The following is a 21,126-nucleotide window of genomic DNA, read 5'->3' on the forward strand; positions in this document are numbered from 1 at the left end:
CGACGAGGGGCGGCATGGTGGCGGGGGGGGGGGGGTCTCTCGACGTGCAGGGTGGCCCCAATGGGGGGTGTCGGGGGGGAGCAGGGTATTCGAACGTCGGGGGTGACCGGAGTGGGTGTGTTTCGTGTCGGGCCTGGTGGGGGGGGTGTCGGTGTCGCCCCGCCAGTCCATCGTCCGTGCGGGTCGGCGGCCGGCGTCAAGAGCGCCCTTCGGGCGTCGCTTGCGCGATGTCGCTGCGCTCCACTCTTGACACCGACCACCGCCCCACCCAGACACAGACTGACGAGCAGGCACCGAGGAAGGGACGGCAGGGGGGAAGCCATGGCCATCCGAGCCCCAGTGATGACGCCCGGAGCGGAGCCCCGCCTGTGCGGAAACGCGCCCTTCGGGCGGGAGCCACCCATCACCGGGGCCCCGAGCGGCACCCTGAGCCGAAGGCTGGGCGCATCCGATCGCTACGCGCTCCGGCCGTCTCAGCGTCCCCGCCCCGCCCGTGGCCGTACATAGGCCGCCATCGATCGCTACGCGCTCCGACCGGCCGGCGACTGCAGGCTGCGAGGGGTAGTTGCGGCGGGCGCAGCAGGGGCAGTGGGGGCCACCGGGCAGTCCGTCGGCGTCCGGACGGCGCCGGATGAAGTCCGGGGCACTCCTGTCCCCGGAGGACCGCCGGGCGGGCTGATGGCGGGAACGAAGGACGGCCCGCAAGGCGCCGGACGGGGGCGGAAGGCGTCCGGAGGGAGGTCCGGGGGCAGTCCTGTCCCCGAAGGACCGACCGTCCGGCACTCTATTGCCGACAGCACCCCACCCACCCCTCCACCCGCCTTCTAAACTGGGGCAATTAGGGCATCTTGCGGCCTCTTTGCGTGCACAGGAGGGGATGACTGCAATCCAGGACGCAGATCCCGCACCCCACACCCCCACTCCCCTCTCCCACACCCCTGATCGGCGAGAAGGCCCTCCGACCGGGGGAGAAGGACCCCCGACGGGGAGAAGGACCCCCGACGGGGGGGAAGGACTCCCGACGAGGGGAGAAAGGTCCCCGACGGGGGGAGAAAGGTTCCCGACGGGGGGAGAAGGGTCCCCGAAGGAGCCATCGGACGGACAGAGGAAGGCTCGACGGGAGGGGGAGGGAAGGAGTCGACGTCCCCGCCCAGGGGCAGTTCGCACCGAACTGGCCACAGTCGCCCGCCCCGCCCGCAGTCGGCCGCCCCGCCCACAGTCGCCCGCCGCGCCCGCAGTCGCCCATCCGCCGAAGCGCGTAGCGATCGATGGCGGCCTATGTACGGCCACAAGCGGGGCGGGGACGCTGAGACGGCCGCAGCGCGTAGCGATCGATGGCGGCCTATGCGCGGCCACAGACCGGCCGGGGACGCCGAGACGGCCGGAGCGCGTAGCGATCGATGGCGGCCTATGTACGGCCACAAGCGGGGTGGGGACGCCGAGACGGCCGCAGCGCGTAGCGATCGGATGCGCACAGACCGCCCTTGGGCTGCCGGTCGGGGCCCGTGCGCAACGGAGGCGTCCCGCCCGAAGGGCGCGATACCGCACAGCAGGGCTCCGCTCCAAGCGTCATCGCGGAGCCTGAGGGCAACAGCTCCCCCCTGCCATCCCTCCCCGGTGCCTGCTCGCCGGTCTGTTGGCTGGGCGGGGCGGTGGTCGGAGTCAAGGGTGGAGCGCAGCGACATCGCGCAAGCGACGCCCGAAGGGCGCCCTTGACGCCGGCCGCCGACCCGCACGGACAATGGACAGGCGGGCAGACACCACGCCCCCTCCGACCAGGTCCAGCGGGAAAAGAACCCCTCGGGTCAGCCCCTACGGTCGAAGCCCCACCCCCAGCAGACACACCCCCTCGGGTCAGCTCCCACCCCCCGAAGCCCCCGCCCCGCCCTCACCACACGCGCGCCAGCGGTCTCCCCGATTCCGCCAGGGGGATGTCGTGGGCCGCGTGGTCCAGGTCGATCAGGCGGATGCGGTCCGGGGCGAGCCACTCCGCCTGGAGGACACCCCTGGGCCAGTCGGTGCCGGGGGCGGAATCGGCGTACGTGGCCACCGGCCAGCGGCGGGTCGTGGGGAAGCTCCCCTGGTCGACGTAGATGTGCCAGACCGGGTCGAACAGCGGGGAGGTGAGCTCGACGACCAGGCGACGTCCCGATCCCGACGGCTCCGGGACGTCGTGCTCCAACGCCGGAAACGGGTCACCGACCACCGGGATCGCGACCGATGCGAGGACGGTCAGGATGCCGCCCACGGTCAGCGTCAGGCCGGCGGCCCGCCGGACGTCCGGTCGGCGCGAACCCAGCAGCGCCGCCCCGGCGAGAGCCAGCGCGGCCAACACGGACAGCAGCACCGGCCGGTCGGCCTCGGCCACCACGGCCAGACCGCCGGGGCGTTCGGCGAGCGGGGCGACCACGGCAGTCGCCACCAAGCATCCCGCGAGGGCCACGAGCGCCCCGACGGCAACACCCACCCGCCTCTTGCGCACGCCGCCACCGCTGCTGCTGTTCCTGCTATTCCTGCTGTTGCTGTTGCTGCTGTTTCTGTCGCTTCCGCTGCTCACGTGGCGAAACCTAGTCCACCGGCGCCCGCCCACCCACCGCCCATGGTGTTCCATGGGCGGCATGAGCAGCGACGAGCCTCTCGACGACTTCCACGCCACCTTGCGTTCTCTGCGCGTCTGGGACATCGAGCTCCCGCACTTCGACGCCGACGCCGCGCCCGCCGACCCGCTCCCCCTCTTCCGGGAGTGGTTCGTGCACGCCGCGAAGGCGGGCCAGCCGGAGCCGCACACGATGTCCCTCGCCACGGTGGACGACCTGGGCCGCCCCGACGTGCGGACGCTCATGCTGCACGATGCCGACGCGCACGGCTGGCACTTCGCATCGCACGCCACCAGCGCCAAGGGCCGCCAATTGGCGGCCCGCCCCGACGCGGCGCTCGGCTTCTACTGGCCCGCCGTCGCCCGCCAGGTGCGCGTCCGGGGCCGGGTCACCGCCGCCGGGCCGGAGGTGAGCCGGGCCGACCTGGCCGTACGGTCGCGCGGGGCGCTGGCGGCAGCCCTGACCGGTCGGCAGAGCGAGGTCCTGGGCTCCGCCGAGGAGTTGGCGCTCGCCTCGGCGGCCGCGTGGGAGCGGGCCGGCGCGGAACCGGACGCGCCCGCGCCGACCTGGACGGCGTACGTGCTGGAACCGGACTCGGTGGAGTTCTTCCAGGGCGACGCGATGCGCCGCCACGTACGCCTCCGCTATCGCCGCAGCCGCCAGGGCCCCCAGGGCGCCGAGGGCGGCGAGGGCGCCCAGCAGCCCTGGACCCGCGAGCTGCTCTGGCCGTAGGCCGTCAGCCCTCGCGGCGACGGCGGTATTCGAGGGTCGGGACCCCGCCTACGCCCCAGTCCTCCAGCTCGACCTCGTCGATGAGGACGAAGGTGGTGGCGGGGTCCTTGTCCAGGACCTTGACCAGCAGGTCGGTGACGCCGGCGATGATCTCGGCCTTCTGGGCGGCGGTGGCGCCTTCGCGGGTGATCTTGACGTTGACGTACGGCATGACGGCCGTCCCTTCGGATCGCAAGTCGGAGGAAGGAGAGGGGAAAGAGAGGGGAAGGAGAGCAGAGGAAGGGGAGAAGGGGCCGTTACGCCCGCCCGATCACGTGTCCGCCGTCCACCCGCAGCGCGTGCCCGGTGACGAAGTCCGCGTCGGCCAGGTAGCGGACCGCGTCGGCAATCTCCGAGACCTCGCCGACCCGGTTCAGCAGGTGGACCCCGCCGAAGGAGTCCACGTCGTAGCCCCCGTGCAGCGGGGTGCGGATCATGCCCGGGGCGACGAGGTTGACCCGGATGCCGTCGGCGGCGAGTTCGGCGGCCAGGCTCGTCGTCAGTGCGTGCACCCCGGCCTTGCTCACCACCGGAGCCGAGGCCGGGAGGCCGGCCAGGGCGTGGTCGACGAGGACGGTGCCGATGTTGATGATGCTGCCGCCGCGGCCCTGGGCGCGCAGCGCCCGTACGACGGCCTGGGTGGTGAGGTAGGTGCCCTTGAGGTTGCCGGTGAGGAATCCGTCCAGCTCCTCCTCGGTGACGTCGGTGAAGGGGCGGGATGCGAAGGTGCCGGCGTTGTTGACGAGGACGGCGATGCCGCCGAACCGTTCCAGCGCGGTACGGACCAGGGCCTCGCCGGTCTCCGGTACGGCGATGCTGCCCGCCACCCAGGCGGTGCGCTCGGGACGGCCGAGGTCGGCGGCGGCCTTGGTGAGGCGCTCGGCGTCGCGGCCGCTCAGGACGACGTTGGCGCCGTCGTCGAGGAAGGCCCGGGCGATGCCGAGGCCGATTCCGCTGGAGGAGCCGGTGACGATGACGGTGCGGACGCTCATGGTGGGTACGACCTTTCGGGTTCGGCCCGGTCGGCTGGACCGGGCTCGGTCGGCTGGACTTGTCCGCTTGTCCGCATCGGAAGGTGCGGTGCCGGACACCAGAAACGTACGAGCCGCCAACTCATAACACCACGACCGATTTTGAAGCGTGTAATAATCCAGCGTTATGGATATGGACGTGGATCTGCGCGACCTGGAGCTCCTGGCCGCCACCGCCGACGCCGGCTCGCTGACCGCCGCCGCCGAGCGGCTCTACGTCAGCCAGCCGGCCCTGAGCCAGCGGTTGACCCGCCTGGAGGACCGGCTGGGGATGCGGCTGTTCGACCGGCAGGGGCGTCGCCTGGTGCCGAACGCGGCCGGGCAGCGGATGCTCGTCGCCGCGCACCACGTGCTGGGCGAACTGGAGTCGGCGACCCGCGACCTGCGGGAGATGCGCGAGGGGCGCAACCGGCGGGTCCGCTTCACCGCCGAGTGCAGCACGACCTTCTCGTGGCTGCCGCCCGTCCTACGGGCGTTCCGCGCGCGCATGCCGGACGCGGACGTACGCATCGAGTCGGTTGCGGGCGACGCCCCGGTCCCGGCGCTGCTCACCGACCAGGTGGACGTGGCGCTGCTGACCAAGCCGGACCCGCAGATGGAGCGGGTGGAGCTGACGGAGCTGTTCGAGGACGAGATGGTGGCCGTCGTCCCGGCCGCCCACGCCTGGGCCTCCCGCACGCACCTGACCGCACGGGACTTCGACGGCGTCGACCTGCTCCTGTACGACGTCTACGACCAGAACCGCATCCCGTCGGTCCCGCTGCCCCTCCCCGTCCGGGCTCGACCGGGCCGGATCACCACGATGCCGATGGTGACGGACCTGCTGATCGAGATGGTGGCGGGTGAGCAGGGCGTGACGGTACTGCCGAACTGGGTGGCCGCCCCGTACACCGCCTCGCACGACCTCGCACTGGTGCGGATCGGGGCGCGGCCGCTGACGCGTACGTGGTACTGCGCCACCCGCCCGGGCCCGCACCCGCCCCACCTGTCGGCCTTCGTGGAGGAGCTGACCACCCACCTCACGGCCCACCCGGCCTGACGGGCGGGCCCGACCTGCCGCCCCGCCCCTACGCCACCCCTACGTCACCCATCCGTCACCGCGCCCCGGCAGCCGCCGCCGGGCGGAAGACCGGGGCGGTCAGGCCTTCCGCGAGCTCTCGGAAGGCGACCTGGAGGGGCATGCCGATCCGCAGGGCGGATTCCGGGCAGTCGACGACCTCGGTCATCATCCGCGGGCCCTCCGCCAGGTCGACGACGGCCGCGACGTACGGGACGCGGGCGCCGAAGGGCGGCAGGTCGTTGCGGTGGACGACGGACCAGGTGTAGAGGGTGGCCCGGCCGGTGGCCGGGCGCCAGGTCACCTGGTCCTCGCCCGCCCAGCAGTGGGGGCAGAACTCGCGCGGGTAGTGGTGCGTGCGCCCGCACGCCGCGCAGTGGCGCAGCAGCAGCGCACCGTCCGCCGCCGCCTCCCAGTACGGACGGGTGAAGTCGTCCACCTCGGGCAGGTCGAACCGTACGGCGCTCACCGGAAGAGTCCCATCGCCGCGTCGAGGGACCAGACCTGCCAGCTCATGGCGAGGAGCGCGACGAGGGAGATGAGCGCCATCATGGCGTTCTGACCCTGCTCGGCCCAGTCGTGGATCATCAGTACCAGGTAGAGGAGGTTCAGCAGCAGGCCTCCGGCCAGGGCGACCGGGGTGAGGAAGCCGCTGACGAGGCCGAGGCCGAGGGCCAGTTCGGCGTAGACGACGATGTACGCCATCAGCCGGGGGCGGGGCTGGACGACCCGGCGGAAGCCGGTCGTGACGAAGCCCCAGCGGTGCTTTGCGGCCACGTCGGCGGCCCAGGCGATACCGGTGCCGCGCTCGAACCAGCCCTTCCTGTCCTTGTGGCGCCAGCTCTCCAGCCACCACAGGCCGAGCCCTATCCGGAGCACGGCGAGCCACTCGGCCCCACTGAGCCAGACGGTCTGCATCGGGCACCATCCCATCCATCCGATCTGACGGTACGTCAGTTCAGCGGATCGGCCCCGATCACGCAAGAGGCGGGACAGCACCCCGGGCTGGGCAGCACCTCCGGGCGGGGCGGCACCCAGGCGGGACACCGACCGCCCCACCCCGCACCGCACCGCCTCACCCCACCCCCCGTAACCGATCCGCAACCGGATCCCCGCCCGACCGAGACCCATCAACCCTGCGTGGCGATACGCTCACTGCTCATGCCTGGAGCGCCCACCGAGCCCGACCTGATGACCACGCAGCCGCGTCCCGTGTACGTGATCGGCGGCGGGCCCGGCGGGCTCGCCGCCGCTGCCGCGCTGCGTGCCCGCGGAGTACGGGCGGTGGTCGTGGAGAAGGCGCCCGCTGTCGGGGCCTCCTGGCGGGGCCACTACGACCGGCTCCACCTGCACACCACCCGCCGCCTCTCGGCCCTGCCGGGCCTCGCCATACCGCGCCGCTTCGGGCGCTGGGTCTCCCGCGACAACGTGGTCCGCTATCTGGAGAAGTACGCCGAGCACCACGAACTGGAAGTGGTCACCGGCGTCGAGGTGAGCCGGATCGATCCCGCCCCCGACGGGGAGGGCTGGATCCTGCACGCCAGCGGCGGGCGCGAGCTCGCCGCCCGCGCCGTCGTCGTGGCCACCGGCTTCAACCACACGCCGCGGCTGCCCGACTGGCCAGGTCAGGAGGCCTGGCCGGGCCGGATCGCACACGCCGCCGACTACCGCAATCCGACCCCCTACGCCGGCCAGGACGTCCTCGTCGTCGGCGTCGGCAACACCGGCGCCGAGATCGCGGTGGACCTGGCCGACGGCGGTGCGGCGCGGGTGCGGCTGGCCGTGCGGACCGCGCCGCACATCCTGCGCCGCTCCACCGCCGGGTGGCCGGCCCAGCGCACCGGCATCCTGGTGCGCCACCTGCCGGTGCCGCTGGTGGACCGGCTCGCCCGGCTGGTCGCCCGGATCTCCGTGCCCGACCTGTCGGCGTACGGGCTGCCGCGCCCGGAGACGGGTCTCTACACCCGGGTCCGGCAGGGGGCGATACCCGTGCAGGACGTCGGGCTGATCGACGCCGTGCGCGCCGGCCGGGTCGAGCCGGTCGCCGCGGTGGAGGGCTTCGACGGCGCCGAAGTCGTCCTCGCCGACGGCTCCCGGATCACCCCGGACGCGGTGATCGCGGCCACCGGCTACCGGCGCGGCCTGGAGGGCCTGGTGGGCCACCTCGGCGTCCTGGACGAACGCGGTCGCCCGACGGCCCACGTCCCGCACAGCCCCGCCGAGGCACCCGGCCTCTACTTCACCGGCTACACGAACCCGATCTCCGGCATGTTCCGTGAACTCGCCAGGGACGCCGAGAAGCTGGCCCGGGCGCTGAGCCGTCCCCCGCGCCGCCGCCGCAGCGCCGACCGGTCCGTACCGCACCCTCCGGCCCGGCCGGCGCCGACCGTCCAGCCCTGAGCCCCGCCCCCACCCCCGCCCCAGTCCCCTCCCCGGTCCCGCCACCCCACCGGCGAGCTTTCCTGCGCAGGCCTGTTCCTGACGTCGCGTCAGTTCAGTAATCTGATTACGCGTCAGTATCTGAGAGTCATCGAGCAGGAGCGGGCGGAAACGATGCTTGGATCTACTCACGGCACCCTCACCACCGACTTCCGCGCACGGGTAGAGGCCTGCGGGGACACCCCCAGGACGGCGGTCCACTCCACGGCAGCCCCGTCCGCCACAGGCGCGGGCGCGGGCGCGGGCGACGCGCTGGACGTCAGCGGGCGGCCGCTGCATGCGGACGTCCCCGACCTCGACCGGTTCTTCCGGCCCGAGTCCGTGGCCGTCGTCGGCGCCTCCGACGCCGAGGGCCGGCCCAACACCGGCATCACCCGTCAGCTCATCGCCTGGGCGGAACGCGTCGGTGCCCGCCTGCACCCCGTCCACCCGACCCGCAGCACCGTCTTCGGCCTGCCCTGCCACGCCTCCGTCGCGGACCTGCCCGAGCCGGTGGACCTGGCCGTCCTGCTCGTCGGCGACCCGCTGCCCGTCATCGAGGAACTCGCCGAGGCCAAGGTGAAGTTCGCCGTCGCCTTCGCCTCCGGCTTCGCCGAGACCGGCGAGGAGGGAGCGGCCGCCCAGGACCGGCTGTCCGCCGCCGTCAAGCGCTCCGGCCTGCGCCTGCTGGGCCCGAACACAAACCTCAATGCCTTCCAGCCCTTCCGGGACGACCTCGACGGCCCGGCCATCGCCCTGATCACCCAGTCCGGGCACCAGGGCCGGCCCGTCTACGCCCTCCAGGAGCTGGGCATCCGGCTCTCGCACTGGGCTCCCACCGGCAACGAGGCCGACCTGGAGAGCGCCGACTTCATCTCCTACTTCGCCGAGCAGCCCGAGGTCGGTGCCATCGCCTGCTATGTGGAGGGCCTCAAGGACGGCCGCTCCTTCCTCCTGGCCGCCGACCGCGCCGCCCGCAACGGCGTCCCGATCGTGGCGGTGAAGGTGGGGCGCACCGAGACCGGTGCCCGGATGGCTGCCTCCCACACCGGCAAGCTGACCGGCGCGGACACCGTCGTGGACGCGGCCCTGCGGCAGTTCGGCGTGATACGCGTCGACGGGCTGGACGAGCTCCAGGACACCGCCGCCCTGCTGGCCCGCGCCCGCCGCCCCCGGGCCGACGGGGTGGTCGTCTATTCCATCTCCGGCGGTACCGGCGCCCACTTCTCCGACCTCGCCACCGAGGCTGGGCTGCACCTGCCCACCCTCTCCCAGGCCAAGCAGGACGAGCTCCACCAGTGGATCCCCGACTACCTGGGCGTGGCCAACCCCGTCGACAACGGCGGCCACCCGGTCGGTGACTGGCGCGGCCGCAAGATCATCGATGCGATCCTGGCCGACCCTGCCGTGGGCGTGCTGATCTGCCCGATCACCGGGCCCTTCCCGCCCATGAGCGACAAGCTCGCGCAGGACCTGGTGGACGCGGCGGAGGAGACGGACAAGCTGATCTGTGTGGTCTGGGGCTCGCCCGTCGGCACGGAGGACGCCTACCGCACCACGCTGCTGGGCTCCTCGCGCGTGGCCACCTTCCGCACCTTCGGCAACTGCATCACCGCCGTCCGCGCCTACCTCGGCCACCACCGCTTCACCACCGGCTACCGCTCCCCCTTCGACGACGCGCCCCGCACGCCCTCCCCCTCCTACCGCAAGGCGCAGGCCCTGATGCGCCCGGGCCAGCAGCTCAGCGAGCACGCGGCGAAGCAGCTGCTGCGCGCCTACGGGATCCGGGTGCCGCGCGAGCAGCTGGTGACCAGCGCGGCGGCGGCCGTCCGCGCCGCGGGGCTGGTCGGCTACCCGGTGGTGATGAAGGCGTCGGGCCCGCAACTGGCCCACAAGACCGAACTGGGACTGGTGAAGGTCGGTCTGACCTCGGCCAGCCAGATCCGGGACGCCTACCGCGAGCTCACCGACATCGCCCGCTACGAGAACGTGCCGCTGGACGGGATCCTGGTCTGCCAGATGGTCGAGCGGGGCGTGGAGATGGTCGTGGGCGTCACGCAGGACGCCCTGTTCGGGCCGACCGTGACCGTCGGGCTGGGCGGCGTACTCGTGGAGGTGCTGCGGGACGCGGCGGTCCGCGTGCCGCCCTTCGGCGAGGACCAGGCCCGCGCGATGCTCACGGAACTGCGCGGGCACGCGCTGCTGGAGGGGGTCCGGGGGGCGCCCCCGGCGGACGTGGACGCACTGGTCGAGGTGGTCCTGCGGGTGCAGCGGATGGCCCTGGAACTGGGCGACGAGCTCTCCGAGCTCGACATCAACCCCCTGATGGTCCTCCCGCGCGGCCAAGGCGCGGTGGCCCTGGACGCCTTGGCGATCTGTCGCTGACGCGCCGGCCGCCCCGTGAACCCCGCCCCCGGCACGCCGGGGCCCACCTTGCACCGCGGCTGCCGCCGATGGACCGCCGCCGGGCCGTCGACCACCACCCGGCCAAGCCTTGCCCGGGCCGCTCCTGGGGGCTCCGCCCCCGTACCCCCAGGTCCTCAGACGCCGGAGGGGCTGCAAGTCCGGGCGCTCCGCGCCCGGTGCGCTCGAACGCCGCGCGGGCTGGACGGATCCGGCCCCGTGCCTCCGCCCCTTGAGGCCCTTCAGACCCTTCAAACCCTTCAGACCCTTCAGGCCCTTCAGGCCCTGCCGACGACGTAACCGGAGTGCTGTTTCCATGACCGACTCCCCCCAGACGGACCCTTCGGGCCCAGCGGACCCTTCGGGCCCAGCGGACAACTCCCTCGATTCCTTGATACGGCACACCACTGACAACGGCGTCTCGTGGATCACGTTCGACCGCCCCGAGGCCATGAACGCCCTCACCTGGGACCAGCGCGAGCGGGTCATCGCGCTGCTCGCCGCCGCCTCCGCCGACCCCGCCGTGCGCGCCGTGGTCGTCACCGGCACCGGCCGGGGCTTCTGCGCGGGCGCCGACCTGCGCGGCGGCGGACCCGCCGTACCCGCCGCCGGCGACAGGGTCGTCGGGGACGTCGGCCGGATGATCCGGCAGGGCGCACAGCGCTTCATCACCGCCGTGATGGACTGCGAGAAGCCGGTGATCGCCGCGGTCAACGGCACGGCCGCCGGGATCGGCGCGCACCTGGCCTTCGCCTGCGACCTGGTGATCGCGGCGGACACGGCGGTGTTCGTGGAGGTGTTCGCCCGCCGCGGCCTGGTGCCCGACGGCGCCGGCGCCTATCTGCTCCCGCGGCTGGTCGGCCCGCAGAAGGCCAAGGAGCTGATGTTCTTCGGTGACGCCCTGCCGGCCGCCGAGGCGGCCCGGATCGGCCTGGTCAATGCCGTCGTGCCGGCCGGCGAGCTCCGGGCGACGGCCGCCGCCTGGGCGGAGCGCCTCGCGCAGGGTCCCACCCGGGCCCTGGTGCTGACGAAGCAGCTGGTCAACGCCTCGCTCGACACCGACCGGGCGAGCGCCTTGGCCGCCGAGGCAACGGCCCAGGAGCTCAACATGACCACCGCTGACGCCAACGAGGGCGTGGCCGCCTTCGTGGAGCGGCGCACGCCCAAGTTCCGCGGGGCCTGAGGGCGGGTCCGCCGACCGCCGGAGCCCTTGCCGCAGGGCCCGAAACGGGTCACCGGCCTCGGCGCCGCCGCAGGTTCGGCCTCAGCCCTGCCGCGGGGTTCGGCCTCAGCCCTGCCGCGGGCTGGGCTTCAGTACGGCGAAGACCGCCCCGCTCGGGTCCGCGAGCCACGCGATCCGGCCGACGTCGGGCACGTCCGCGGCCGGCATCAGGACCGACCCGCCGTTGGCGGTGACCGCCTCGACCAGGGCGTCGGCGTCGGCCACGGCGAAGTACGGCACCCAGCGGGAGTCGTGCTGCCCCTCCTGCAGCGGTGCCACCCCACCGAAGGAGGTGGCCTCCAGATCTCCCGCGGCGGTGCTGAGCACCTGGTACGTCATGCCGGGCGTGGCCTCCATCTCCTGCGAGCGCCAGCCGAACACCGCGCCGTAGAAGCCGAGGGCCGCCTCCGGCTGGGGGACGTGCAGCTCGACCCACACCAGGGTGTTGTCCTCCGAGGCCGCCTCCAGCCCCTTGGTCTTGCCGGGCTGCCACACGGCGAACTCGGCGCCCTGCGGGTCGGTGAACTGCGCCAGCCAGCCCTCGCCCATCACGTCCATCGGCTCGGCGCGTACGGAGCCGCCCCGCTCGACCACCTCGCGGTGGGTGGCGTGGATGTCGTCGGTCCGGAAGTACACCATCCAGGCGGGCTTGGCGCTCTCGTCGGCGAGCGGGCCGAGCGCGCCGACGGTCCGGCCGCCCTTCTGCAGGAACCCGTACCCGCCGGCCTCCGGTCCCGCCGAGACGAACTGCCAGCCGAAGACGGCGGAGTAGAACGAGAACGCCCGGTCGGTGTCGGGGCTGCCGAGGTCGATCCAGTTGGGTGAGCCGACGCGGAAGTCGGTGCCGAGCATGCTTTCCTCCTGCTGACGGGCGGCGGATGACCGAAGACCCCCGCCACGATGCCGACCCCGCGCCGCCGCCCCGGGCCGCCGCCTCCCCGCAGGCCCGCGTTTCACCCGTTCGGCGCAACAACGCCCGGCGGCGCCCCGGCGACGTCCGGCGGCAGCCGCACCCGCGCCCCGCGCCGAGGCGCTCGGCCCGCCCCCTGCCGCCGCCGCACGCACGCCCGCACGACCCTTTCAATCTGACGCTCCGTCAGGTTCAATGCCGATGTGATGGGACACGCAGGGATGGCGGCCACCGTCGTCCGATACCTCAGGTCCGCCGGGCAGCCGACCGCGCAGCCCGGGCCCGTCGACGCCCATCCCCGCCCCGACCTGCGGGCCGTCGGCGAGGACGAGCGGGCCCCCGTCAGCCCGGCCGAGTTCCGGGCCGTCCTCGGGAACTTCGCCAGCGGCGTCACCGTCATCACCGCGCCGCCGGGCGAGGAGGAGGACGGTCCGGCCGGCTTCGCCTGCCAGTCCTTCGCCTCGCTGTCCCTCGACCCGCCCCTGGTGACGTTCATGGTCGCCCGTACGTCGACCACGTGGCCGCGCATCGCCCGCGCCGGGGTGTTCTGCGTCAACATCCTGGGCTCCGACCAGGGCGAGCTGTGCCGGGCCTTCGCGGTGAGCGGGGCGGACAAGTTCGCCGGCGTCACCCACACCCCGGCCCCGGTCACCGGCTCGCCCCGGCTGGACGACGTACCGGCGTGGATCGACTGCCGGATCCACGCCGTGCACACGGGCGGCGACCACCTCATCGTGGTGGGCCGGGTGGAGGCAATGGGCGCGGCCGGCGAGGGCGACCCCCTGCTCTTCCACAAGGGCCGCTTCGGCCGCTTCGCCGGCTAGGACCCCGACGCGTGGCCTGGTCACCATCCAGGAGCCGTTCCACTCCCCGGCAGTGCGAGGGGCAGCCGCGCCGTTGGCCGGGGTGCCTCGGCCCTCGGGGCGTCAGATCACCGGGGGGCGGCCCAGTCGCGTCATCCGCCACACCGTTCGCCACCGCATGGGCCGCCTCGGCGGGCACGCCACCCGTACCCCTTCGAAGAAGCCGGCCCACCAGGCGGCCAGGCCGGACGGCGGGGGCCGCCGCACGAGCGTGTACGCAGCCCAGGTCGCGAGGTAGACCGGCACCAGGACGGCGGGCAGGTGCCGTTTGGCCAGCCAGACCCGGTTCCGGCCGGTGTTGCGGTAGTACACCGCGTGCCGGGACGCCTCCGTACGCGGGTGCTGCAGCACCATGTCGGCCCGGTAGTCGATGTCCCAGCCGGCGTCGAGCGCCCGCCAGGCGAAGTCCGTTTCCTCGTGGGCGTAGAAGAACTGGGCGGGGAAGTCGCCCACCTGGTCGATCACGCTCATGCGGATGGCGTGGCCGCCACCGAGGAAGGTCGTCACCGGCCCGGACACCAGTGGGTTCTTGCCGCCCAGCCGGGGGACGTGCCTGCGCTGACTTGCTCCTGTCTCGTCCGCGATGCGGAAGCCCGCGACACCCAGGCGCGGGTTGCCGGCGAACGCCTCCCGGATCAGCCGGAAGGTGTCGGTGCGGGGCAGCAGGCCGTCGTCGTCCAGGACCACGACGACGTCCACGCCGCCCCGCTCGCGCAGCCAGGCCACGCCGGCGTTCCGGCCGCCGGGGATGCCCAGGTTCTCCGGCAGCTCGACGCTGTCCACGCCGTCCGGGAGGGGTGGAAGTTTCACGCCCTGGCCGAGGACCACGACGGTTGCCGGATCGCCTTCCTGCGCGGCCACCGAGGCCAGCAGGGCTCCCAGTTCGGCGGGCCGGTCGCCCATGGTCAGGACCACAACCCCGATCTTCGGCATTCCGCTGTCCGTTCCCTTCACGCCTGGTTGCCGATCAGTTCGGTGGCACGCTGGTTCAGGGTCGCCGCGCCGGCAGGAGGGTGTACCGCCGGCGACCCAGTATGCGACGGCCGAAGGGCCGGTGCTCAGCCGCCGGCCGGCCTCGGCCGCCCCTTGGCCCGGCCCGCGTCGGTCCGCCGTCGGCTGCCATCTCGCGGTCAGCCGCAGCGCGCCGTACGCGCCCCACAACCAGACCACGAGTGCCATGCCGAGGGTGAGGGCCAGCACCGCCGTCAGAACCGGCCCCGAGTGGGCCGCGCCCTCGGAGTAGGCGCCCGCGGTCATGGGGGTGGCCAGCCAGTAGTTGGTGACCAGGCCGATCAGGGACGCGATCGTCAGCGGCAGGAAGAGGGTGAAGAAGGCAGTGCTGAAGTAGATCGTCCGGTTGCCGGAGAGGACGGTCAGCGCAGTGATCCGTCGGCTGAAGCGCACGAACTCCGCCAGGTTGGACACCACGATCGAGATCGCGACGACCAGCACGGCGAAGACCCCGAAGAGCAGCACCCACTGGCCCTGGCGGTCGTCCAGATGCGCGGCGGTCAGCCAGGAACCGGCGATGGTCTCGACCGGAAGCGCCGTACCGAGGTGGCGGTTCGCCGCCTCCTTCACCGCCGGTACGGAAATCTGCCGACCCGGTCCGTCCACCAGGACGACCACGGGACCCTTGGGCGCCGTCGTCTCGCGGGCGGACAGGCCCCGCCCGGGGGTGTCCCAGCTGTGGAGTTCCCTGACGCGAACGTCGGCGTCGGGCAGTGCGACCGGCGTGGGCTCGGGTGTGCACGGCAGGGCGAGGCGTTGCAGGGCCGGGCAGAGTCCGGCCAGTTGGCCCTTCCCGTCGCGTGGTCGACGCTCAGCCGCAGGGCTTGCACCCCCGGCGGGAGGGCGGAGCGGCGCTCTCCGCCGGAGAGCGTCCCGGTCGCACGGTCGGCGCCGGGCACACCCAGTTCGGCGAGCAACCGCTCGGCATCCGCGTACACGTCGTGGCGTGAGGCCCCTGACAGCAGTCCCGCCAGCGCGACGTTCTCCACGGGGGTGAGTCCGGGCAGCAGCTCCCCGAACTGGAACACCACCCCCACGTGGGCACCGCGGTGCCTTGCCAGGTCCCGCCGCCGCATCCGCGTGATCTCGCGGCCGGCCACGCGCACCGCTCCCTGCGGCGAGACCAGGCCGAGGGCACACGAGATCAGCGTGCTCTTGCCGCTTCCGCTGGGCCCCATGACGGCGACGGACTCCCCGACCGGCAGGCACAGGTCGAGCCCGTCGAAGAGAGTCCGCCCCCCGATGCCGTAGTGCAGCGCCCCCAGCTCGAGCGCCGCAGATCCCGGCGCCGGCCTGCCACCGGACGCGATGTGCTTCCCCATGCTTTCCCCAGTTGCTCACGAAACGTGCCGTGGGGCTGCCACGGGGAGTCGCGAGGAACGCTACCGCCGCGATTTACGCTTGAGAACGTTCCGACGACAACCGGCCAATGACCGACCGGATACCTGGCCGAGCCGAGCCAGGGCTCAGAACGTCAGCACCCCCCGCGCCACCCGGCCGTGGTGTGCGTCGGCCGCTGCCTTTGGGAAGTCCTCCACCGGGTAGACCTCCGTCACCAGTTCGTCGAGCAGCAGCCGGCCCTGCCGGTAGAGGTCCGCGTACAGTGCGATGTCGCGCTGCGGGCGGGCGGAGCCGTAGCGGCAGCCGAGGATGGACTTGTCCAGGTACATGGACGAGACCTGGAACGTCGCCTCCTCCGTGAAGCCGGGTACGCCCAGCAGGACCGCCTGGCCGTGGCGGTCCAGGAGGTCGATGGCCTGGCGGATCAGTCTGACGTTGCCCACGCACTCGAAGGCGTGGTCCGCGCCCGTCGGGAGGATCTCCTTCACCGCCGCCGAGGAGTCCGCCACCGCCGACGCGTCGATGAAGTGCGTGGCCCCGAACTGCCGGGCCACCGCCTCCTTCGCCGGGTTCGCGTCCACCGCGACGATCACGGACGCGCCCGCGATCCTCGCCCCCTGGAGGACGTTCAGCCCGATGCCGCCGGTCCCGATGACGACGACCGTCTCGCCGCGGTCCACCCGGGCCCGGTTCAGTACGGCGCCCACGCCCGTCAGCACGCCGCAGCCGATCAGGGCCGCCGAGGTCAGCGGGATGTCGGACGGGATCTTCACCGCCTGGACCGCCGTGACGATCGTCCGCTCGGCGAAGGCGGAGTTGGAGGCGAACTGGAACAGCGGATTCCCGCCCCGGGAGAACGGCTGCCCGGGCCGTCCGATCGCCTTGCGGCACATCGTCGGCCGGCCGCGGTCGCAGTCCGCGCAGGCACCGCAGTTGGCGAGCGTGGAGAGCGCCACGTGGTCACCGGGTGACACGTGTGTCACGCCCGCGCCGACCGCCTCCACGACGCCCGCGCCCTCGTGCCCGAGCACCACCGGCGGCGGGAAGGGGATCGTCCCGTCGATCACCGACAGGTCGCTGTGGCACAGCCCCGCCGCCGCGATCGCGACCAGCACCTCCCCCGGTCCGGGGGCGCGGACCTCCAGGTCGTCGACCACCTGCGCCTGCTTGCCGTCGAACACGACGCCTCTCACCTGGACTCCTTCGGCAGGCCGAGCACGCGCTCGGCGATGATGTTGCGCTGGATCTCGTCCGAGCCGCCGTAGATCGTGTCGGCGCGGGTGAAGAGGAACAGCCGCTGGGCGGCGTCCAGTCCGTACGGGTCCTGCGGCGACCAGTCCCCCGGCCCGGCCGTGGCCGCCGCGCCCCGGACCGCGACGGCGAGCTCGCCGAGCCGCCGGTGCCAGCCGGCCCACAGCAGCTTGGCCACGCTCGGCGCCCCGGGAACGCCGCCACCGCCCCAGCCAAAAGCACCGCCCTCACCACCGCCTAGCGTGCGCAGTGCGTTCCAGCGCATCGTGCGCAGCTCCGCCCACTGCCGTACGAGCCGCTCGCGCAGCTGCGGGTCCGCGGCGGGCCCGGACGCGAGGAAGTCCCGGACGACCTCGTCCAGCTCCGCCGCGAACCCGATCTGCTGGACCAGGGTGGACACGCCCCGCTCCAGGGCCAGCAGCCCCACGGCCACCGCCCAGCCGCGGCCCTCGCCGCCGACGACCTCCTCCGCCACCGCCCCGTCGAAGAAGACCTCGTTGAACTCGCTGGTCCCCGACATCTGGCGGATCGGCCGGACCTCGACGCGGCCCGGCTGGTCCATCGGCACCAGCAGGAACGACAGGCCGTGGTGCCGCCGCGAGCCGGGCTCGGTGCGGGCCAGGACGAAGCACCAGTCGGCGTCCTGGGCGAGGGAGGTCCAGATCTTCTGTCCGGTCACCCGGTACGCCGCCCCCTCCCGGACGGCGGTGGTGCGCACCCCGGCCAGGTCCGAGCCGGCGCCCGGCTCGCTGTACCCCTGGCACCACAGTTCCTCGCCCCGTGCGATCGGCGGCAGGAAGCGGTCGCGCTGCTCCTGGCTGCCGTACGCGAGCAGGGTGGGGGCCAGCAGGTTCTCGCCGATGTGGCCGACCCGGGCGGGGGCGCGCAGGCGCGCGTACTCCTCGGCCCAGACCACCTGCTGGGTGAGGCCAGCGTGCTGCTGCCCGTACGCCCCGGCGGGCGCGGCCCAGCCCAGTCCGATCCAGCCGGCCCGCCCGAGCTCGCGTTCCCACTCGCGCCGCTCGGCCACCCCCTCGTGCTCGCTGCCCGGCCCGCCGAGCCCGGCGGCCCGGGCGAACGGCCCGGTCCCGGGCACGAGTCGCTGCGCCAGCCAGTCGCGGGCGCGCCGGCGGAAGTCCTCGTCGTCCGCCCCGAAGCCGAAGTCCACGACCCGGTCCCCTACGCGTCGGTGCGCGCGTCGGTGTGTTCGTTGCGGCGCGCGTCGGTGCGCTCGTTGGGGCGTTCCTTGGCTGCGGCGGCCTTCGCCATGGCCTCCAGCTGGGCGAGCAGGGGCATGGGGTCGGTGCCGACCGTGCCGGGGAGGAAGTCGGCGATCTTCTCGGGGGTCCAGGCGCCTTCGGCGTAGCCGGCGCGCAGCTCGCGCGGCTGGGCCCATACGGCGATCTTGGGGCCGGCGATCGTGTAGACCTGCCCGGTGATGCCCTCGGCCCGGGCCCGGTCGCTGAGCAGGTACGTGACCAGCGCGGCCACGTCCTCGGGCTCGCCGATCTCCTTGAGCTCCATGGGCACGTTCGCGGACATCCGGGTCCGGGCGACGGGGGCGACGGCGTTGGCGGTGACCCCGTACTTGTGCAGGCCGAGGGCGGCGGAGCGGACCAGGGAGATGATCCCGCCCTTGGCCGCCGAGTAGTTGGCCTGGGCGACGGAGCCCTGGTGGTTGCCGCTGGTGAAGCCGATGAGGGTGCCGTGCCCCTGCTTGCGCATGACGGCGGAGGCGGCCCGGAAGACGGTGAAGGTGCCCTTGAGGTGGGTGGCGACGACGGGGTCCCACTCCTCCTCGCTCATGTTGAACAGCATCCGCTCGCGCAGGATGCCGGCCACGCACACGACGCCGTCCAGCCGTCCGTACGAGGCGAGCGCGGTGTCCACCAGGCGCTGTCCGCCCGCCATGGTGGAGATGTCGTCGGCGACCGCGACGGCCTCCCCGCCCGCTGCGGCGATCTCCTTGACGACGGCTTCGGCGACCTCGCTGGAGGGTTCGCCGCCCTCGATCGAGACCCCGTAGTCCCCCACGACGACCTTGGCTCCCTCGGCGGCGGCGGCGAGGGCGACGGCCCGTCCGATGCCCCGGCCCGCGCCGGTGACGGCGACGACCTTGCCTGCCAAGAAGTTCCCCACGTCCGGCCCCTTCCCGAGGTTTCTGACGGTCCGTTAGATTCTATGGCCGGTCCGACCACCGCGCACAAGCCCCGAGCCGCAAGGAGCTGAGGAACCCGTGCCGATGCCTCCCGAGTTCCACGACATCGCCAAGCGCGTCAACAACTGGGGCCGCTGGGGCGCCGACGACGAGATCGGCACCCTGAACCTCGTCACCGACGAGGTGGTCCGGGCGGCGGCGGCCGAGATCCGCACGGGCCGCCGGATCCCGCTGGCGCTGCCGCTGAAGGAGGACGGGGTGCAGGCCGGGATGATCCCGGGCCGCATCAACCCGCTGCACACGATGGTCCAGGTCAACCAGGAGATCTTCGGGCCGGGCACGGTCGCGTGCAGCGACGACGCCGTGACCATGGGGCTCCAGGCCGCGACCCACTGGGACGCCCTCACCCACGTCTCCCACTCGGGGAGGATCTACAACGGCCGCCCCGCGTCGACCATCACCGCGCACACCCGCGCGCAGTTCAGCGGCATCGACAAGGCCGGCCCGATCGTCTCGCGGGGGGTCCTGCTGGACGTGGCCGCGGCGAAGGGGCTGGACCGGCTGCCGGGCGGTCACGCGGTGACGCCGGAGGACCTGGCGGAGGCGGAGGAGTTCGGCCGGGTCACCGTCCGCGCGGGCGACATCGTCCTGGTCCGCACCGGCCAGGTGCAGGTCTACCTGGCGGGCGACAAGCACGGCTACGGGTTCCCGTCCCCGGGCCTGTCGGTCCGCACTCCGGCGTGGTTCCACGCCCGGGACGTGGCGGCGGTCGCGAACGACACCCTGACCTTCGAGATCTTCCCGCCCGAGATCGAGGACCTGTGGCTGCCGGTGCACGCCCTGGACCTGGTCGAGATGGGCATGCACCAGGGCCAGAACTGGAACCTGGAAAACTTGTCCACAGCCTGTGGAGAAATGCGGACGTACAGCTTCCTGCTCTCCGCGATGCCGGAGCCCTTCGTCGGCGGCACCGGCACCCCGGTCGCCCCGGTCGCGATCCTCTGAACGGACCACAGCGAGGCGGACGGCCTGCGCCGCGCGGCTCCCCCGGGGCCGCGCGGCACACCCCGTCAGAGGCTCAGGGCCAGGTCAGGGGCGGGCGTAGGGCCGGGTCATGATCTCCATGTTGTGGCCGTCCGGGTCGTCGAAGTACGCGCCGCGGCCGCCGAAGAGGGTGTTGGTGCGGCCCGCCTCGGTGTGGTGCGGGTCGGCGTAGTACGTGACGCCGACCGCCTCCAGCCGCGCGATCATGGCGTCGAACTGCTCCTCGGGCACGAGGAACGCGTAGTGCTGCGACTGGATCGGCTTGTCGCGCAGCTCGTAGTAGTCGAGGGTCACGCCGTTGCCGAGGTCGATCGGCAGGAACGGCCCGAACGGGGCCCCGACCGGCAGGCCGAGGACCGCGGCGAGGAATTCGGCCGACAGCTGCCGGTCCGAGGCGTACACGGCGGTGTGGTTCAGCTGGACGGCGGGCTGCTGTGCGTCGGACATGAGTGGTCGTATCTCCTGGTCTTGGATTCCGCTACGGAGCGCCGCCCACGGCGACGCGAGAAAGGAAGAGGAAGGAAGACAGGAGGAAGGCGGGGCTCTGGCCCGCCTCGCGCTCACGCCGAGGCCGGGTGCCCCACTCGTGAATGGCCCATGGCCGACCCGGCAGTCACCCGAGTGACCTTACGCCCCGACTCCGGCCGCTGCAAAGGCAATTGTCCGACCTTCACCCGGCCGATCGCCGTCAGCCGCTCTGCTCCTGGGTGAGGTCGCCCTTGATCTTGGTGCGCCGCACGACCTGCTCGCCCGCGCCGGGCATCCGCTGCGTGAGCCCCCCGCCGGCCTCGACGTCCTCGACCTCCTGCCGGCGGGCGGCCGCCCGGTCCGACACGGTCAGCCACGCCTGGAGCGCGCCGCCCACGACCACCAGGACGGCCGTGCAGAGCCACCAGGCCAGGGTCCACTTCTGCGTCAGCATGCCCGTCGCGACGTTCACGGCGGCCGCCGCGGCGACCGTCCCGCCCGCCGCCAGCATGCGCGTGCCCGTGGTCGTCATACGCAACTCCCCCTGGTGTACGTAGCATTGCCTGGCCTGCCTTCGTCGA

Annotated in this window: 20 protein-coding genes; 7 read left to right on the forward strand and 13 right to left on the reverse strand. The window is 73.1% G+C overall.

Features of this window, described 5'->3' with window-relative positions:
• Nucleotides 1-1,888 precede the first annotated feature (1,888 nt).
• Nucleotides 1,889-2,422 carry a hypothetical protein gene (locus GPJ59_RS11175; protein WP_219666614.1) on the reverse strand — a complete coding sequence of 178 codons (534 nt, stop codon included), beginning with the start codon at nt 2,420-2,422 and terminating at the stop codon, nt 1,889-1,891.
• A gap of 196 nt (nt 2,423-2,618) precedes the next feature.
• Between GPJ59_RS11175 and GPJ59_RS11180 the strand changes: the two genes are divergently transcribed.
• Nucleotides 2,619-3,329 carry a pyridoxine/pyridoxamine 5'-phosphate oxidase gene (locus GPJ59_RS11180; RefSeq protein ID WP_374200834.1) on the forward strand — a complete coding sequence of 237 codons (711 nt, stop codon included), beginning with the start codon at nt 2,619-2,621 and terminating at the stop codon, nt 3,327-3,329.
• Between the two features lie 4 nt (nt 3,330-3,333).
• Here GPJ59_RS11180 and GPJ59_RS11185 read toward each other — a convergent pair whose 3' ends face one another.
• Nucleotides 3,334-3,540, reverse strand: coding sequence for a tautomerase family protein (locus tag GPJ59_RS11185; protein ID WP_219666621.1), 207 nt, complete (start codon nt 3,538-3,540; stop codon nt 3,334-3,336).
• A gap of 85 nt (nt 3,541-3,625) precedes the next feature.
• Nucleotides 3,626-4,360: an SDR family NAD(P)-dependent oxidoreductase gene (locus GPJ59_RS11190; protein ID WP_219666623.1), complete on the reverse strand. Its 735-nt coding sequence runs from the start codon at nt 4,358-4,360 to the stop codon at nt 3,626-3,628.
• A gap of 166 nt (nt 4,361-4,526) precedes the next feature.
• Here GPJ59_RS11190 and GPJ59_RS11195 point away from each other — a divergent pair, with 166 nt between their 5' ends.
• Nucleotides 4,527-5,438, forward strand: a complete 912-nt coding sequence (locus GPJ59_RS11195; RefSeq protein WP_258024226.1) for a LysR family transcriptional regulator — start codon at nt 4,527-4,529, stop codon at nt 5,436-5,438.
• 55 nt (nt 5,439-5,493) lie between these two features.
• Here the strand turns inward: GPJ59_RS11195 and GPJ59_RS38455 are convergent, their stop codons facing one another.
• Entirely contained in the window at nt 5,494-5,925 is a 432-nt protein-coding gene (locus tag GPJ59_RS38455) for a Zn-ribbon domain-containing OB-fold protein (RefSeq protein ID WP_219666624.1), read from the reverse strand.
• Nucleotides 5,922-6,374, reverse strand: a complete 453-nt coding sequence (locus tag GPJ59_RS11205; protein ID WP_219666626.1) for a DoxX family protein — start codon at nt 6,372-6,374, stop codon at nt 5,922-5,924. The genes GPJ59_RS38455 and GPJ59_RS11205 overlap by 4 nt, the downstream gene beginning before the upstream one ends.
• 243 nt (nt 6,375-6,617) lie before the next feature.
• Here GPJ59_RS11205 and GPJ59_RS11210 point away from each other — a divergent pair, with 243 nt between their 5' ends.
• From GPJ59_RS11210 to GPJ59_RS11220, 3 genes are all read left to right on the forward strand, one after another.
• Nucleotides 6,618-7,856 carry a flavin-containing monooxygenase gene (locus tag GPJ59_RS11210; RefSeq protein ID WP_219666628.1) on the forward strand — a complete coding sequence of 413 codons (1,239 nt, stop codon included), beginning with the start codon at nt 6,618-6,620 and terminating at the stop codon, nt 7,854-7,856.
• 153 nt (nt 7,857-8,009) lie between these two features.
• The gene (locus GPJ59_RS11215; protein WP_219666630.1) at nt 8,010-10,259 is read left to right on the forward strand and encodes an acetate--CoA ligase family protein; all 2,250 of its coding nucleotides are present in this window, start codon (nt 8,010-8,012) and stop codon (nt 10,257-10,259) included.
• A gap of 334 nt (nt 10,260-10,593) precedes the next feature.
• The gene (locus GPJ59_RS11220) at nt 10,594-11,460 is read left to right on the forward strand and encodes an enoyl-CoA hydratase/isomerase family protein (RefSeq protein ID WP_219666632.1); all 867 of its coding nucleotides are present in this window, start codon (nt 10,594-10,596) and stop codon (nt 11,458-11,460) included.
• A 105-nt stretch (nt 11,461-11,565) separates the two neighbouring features.
• On the opposite strand, the gene GPJ59_RS11225 is transcribed toward GPJ59_RS11220, so the two are convergent.
• Complete coding sequence (locus tag GPJ59_RS11225; protein ID WP_219666634.1) at nt 11,566-12,351, reverse strand: VOC family protein; 786 nt, start codon at nt 12,349-12,351, stop codon at nt 11,566-11,568.
• Nucleotides 12,352-12,630: 279 nt separating this feature from the next.
• On the opposite strand from GPJ59_RS11225, the gene GPJ59_RS11230 reads away from it, so the two are divergent.
• Nucleotides 12,631-13,233, forward strand: coding sequence for a flavin reductase family protein (locus GPJ59_RS11230; RefSeq protein WP_219666697.1), 603 nt, complete (start codon nt 12,631-12,633; stop codon nt 13,231-13,233).
• A gap of 102 nt (nt 13,234-13,335) precedes the next feature.
• On the opposite strand, the gene GPJ59_RS11235 is transcribed toward GPJ59_RS11230, so the two are convergent.
• From GPJ59_RS11235 to GPJ59_RS11255, 5 genes are all read right to left on the reverse strand, one after another.
• Nucleotides 13,336-14,205: a glycosyltransferase family 2 protein gene (locus GPJ59_RS11235; RefSeq protein WP_219666700.1), complete on the reverse strand. Its 870-nt coding sequence runs from the start codon at nt 14,203-14,205 to the stop codon at nt 13,336-13,338.
• A gap of 644 nt (nt 14,206-14,849) precedes the next feature.
• On the reverse strand, nt 14,850-15,605 hold the full coding sequence (locus GPJ59_RS11240; RefSeq protein ID WP_219666644.1) for an ATP-binding cassette domain-containing protein: 756 nt from the start codon (nt 15,603-15,605) through the stop codon (nt 14,850-14,852).
• Nucleotides 15,606-15,749: 144 nt separating this feature from the next.
• Nucleotides 15,750-16,817, reverse strand: a complete 1,068-nt coding sequence (locus GPJ59_RS11245; RefSeq protein WP_219666646.1) for a Zn-dependent alcohol dehydrogenase — start codon at nt 16,815-16,817, stop codon at nt 15,750-15,752.
• Entirely contained in the window at nt 16,814-18,043 is a 1,230-nt protein-coding gene (locus tag GPJ59_RS11250; protein WP_219666653.1) for an acyl-CoA dehydrogenase family protein, read from the reverse strand. Before GPJ59_RS11250 ends, GPJ59_RS11245 begins: the two co-directional genes overlap by 4 nt.
• A gap of 11 nt (nt 18,044-18,054) precedes the next feature.
• Nucleotides 18,055-19,014, reverse strand: coding sequence for an SDR family oxidoreductase (locus GPJ59_RS11255; protein ID WP_219666655.1), 960 nt, complete (start codon nt 19,012-19,014; stop codon nt 18,055-18,057).
• A gap of 103 nt (nt 19,015-19,117) precedes the next feature.
• Between GPJ59_RS11255 and GPJ59_RS11260 the strand changes: the two genes are divergently transcribed.
• Nucleotides 19,118-20,038, forward strand: coding sequence for a cyclase family protein (locus GPJ59_RS11260; RefSeq protein WP_258024230.1), 921 nt, complete (start codon nt 19,118-19,120; stop codon nt 20,036-20,038).
• An 84-nt stretch (nt 20,039-20,122) separates the two neighbouring features.
• Here GPJ59_RS11260 and GPJ59_RS11265 read toward each other — a convergent pair whose 3' ends face one another.
• A complete protein-coding gene (locus GPJ59_RS11265) occupies nt 20,123-20,524 on the reverse strand; it encodes a VOC family protein (RefSeq protein WP_219666663.1) in 402 nt (133 codons plus the stop codon).
• A gap of 241 nt (nt 20,525-20,765) precedes the next feature.
• The gene (locus GPJ59_RS11270) at nt 20,766-21,077 is read right to left on the reverse strand and encodes a hypothetical protein (protein ID WP_219666665.1); all 312 of its coding nucleotides are present in this window, start codon (nt 21,075-21,077) and stop codon (nt 20,766-20,768) included.
• Nucleotides 21,078-21,126 lie beyond the last annotated feature (49 nt).

The organism is Streptomyces bambusae, from assembly GCF_019400985.1.
GTDB lineage: Bacteria > Actinomycetota > Actinomycetes > Streptomycetales > Streptomycetaceae > Streptomyces > Streptomyces bambusae_A.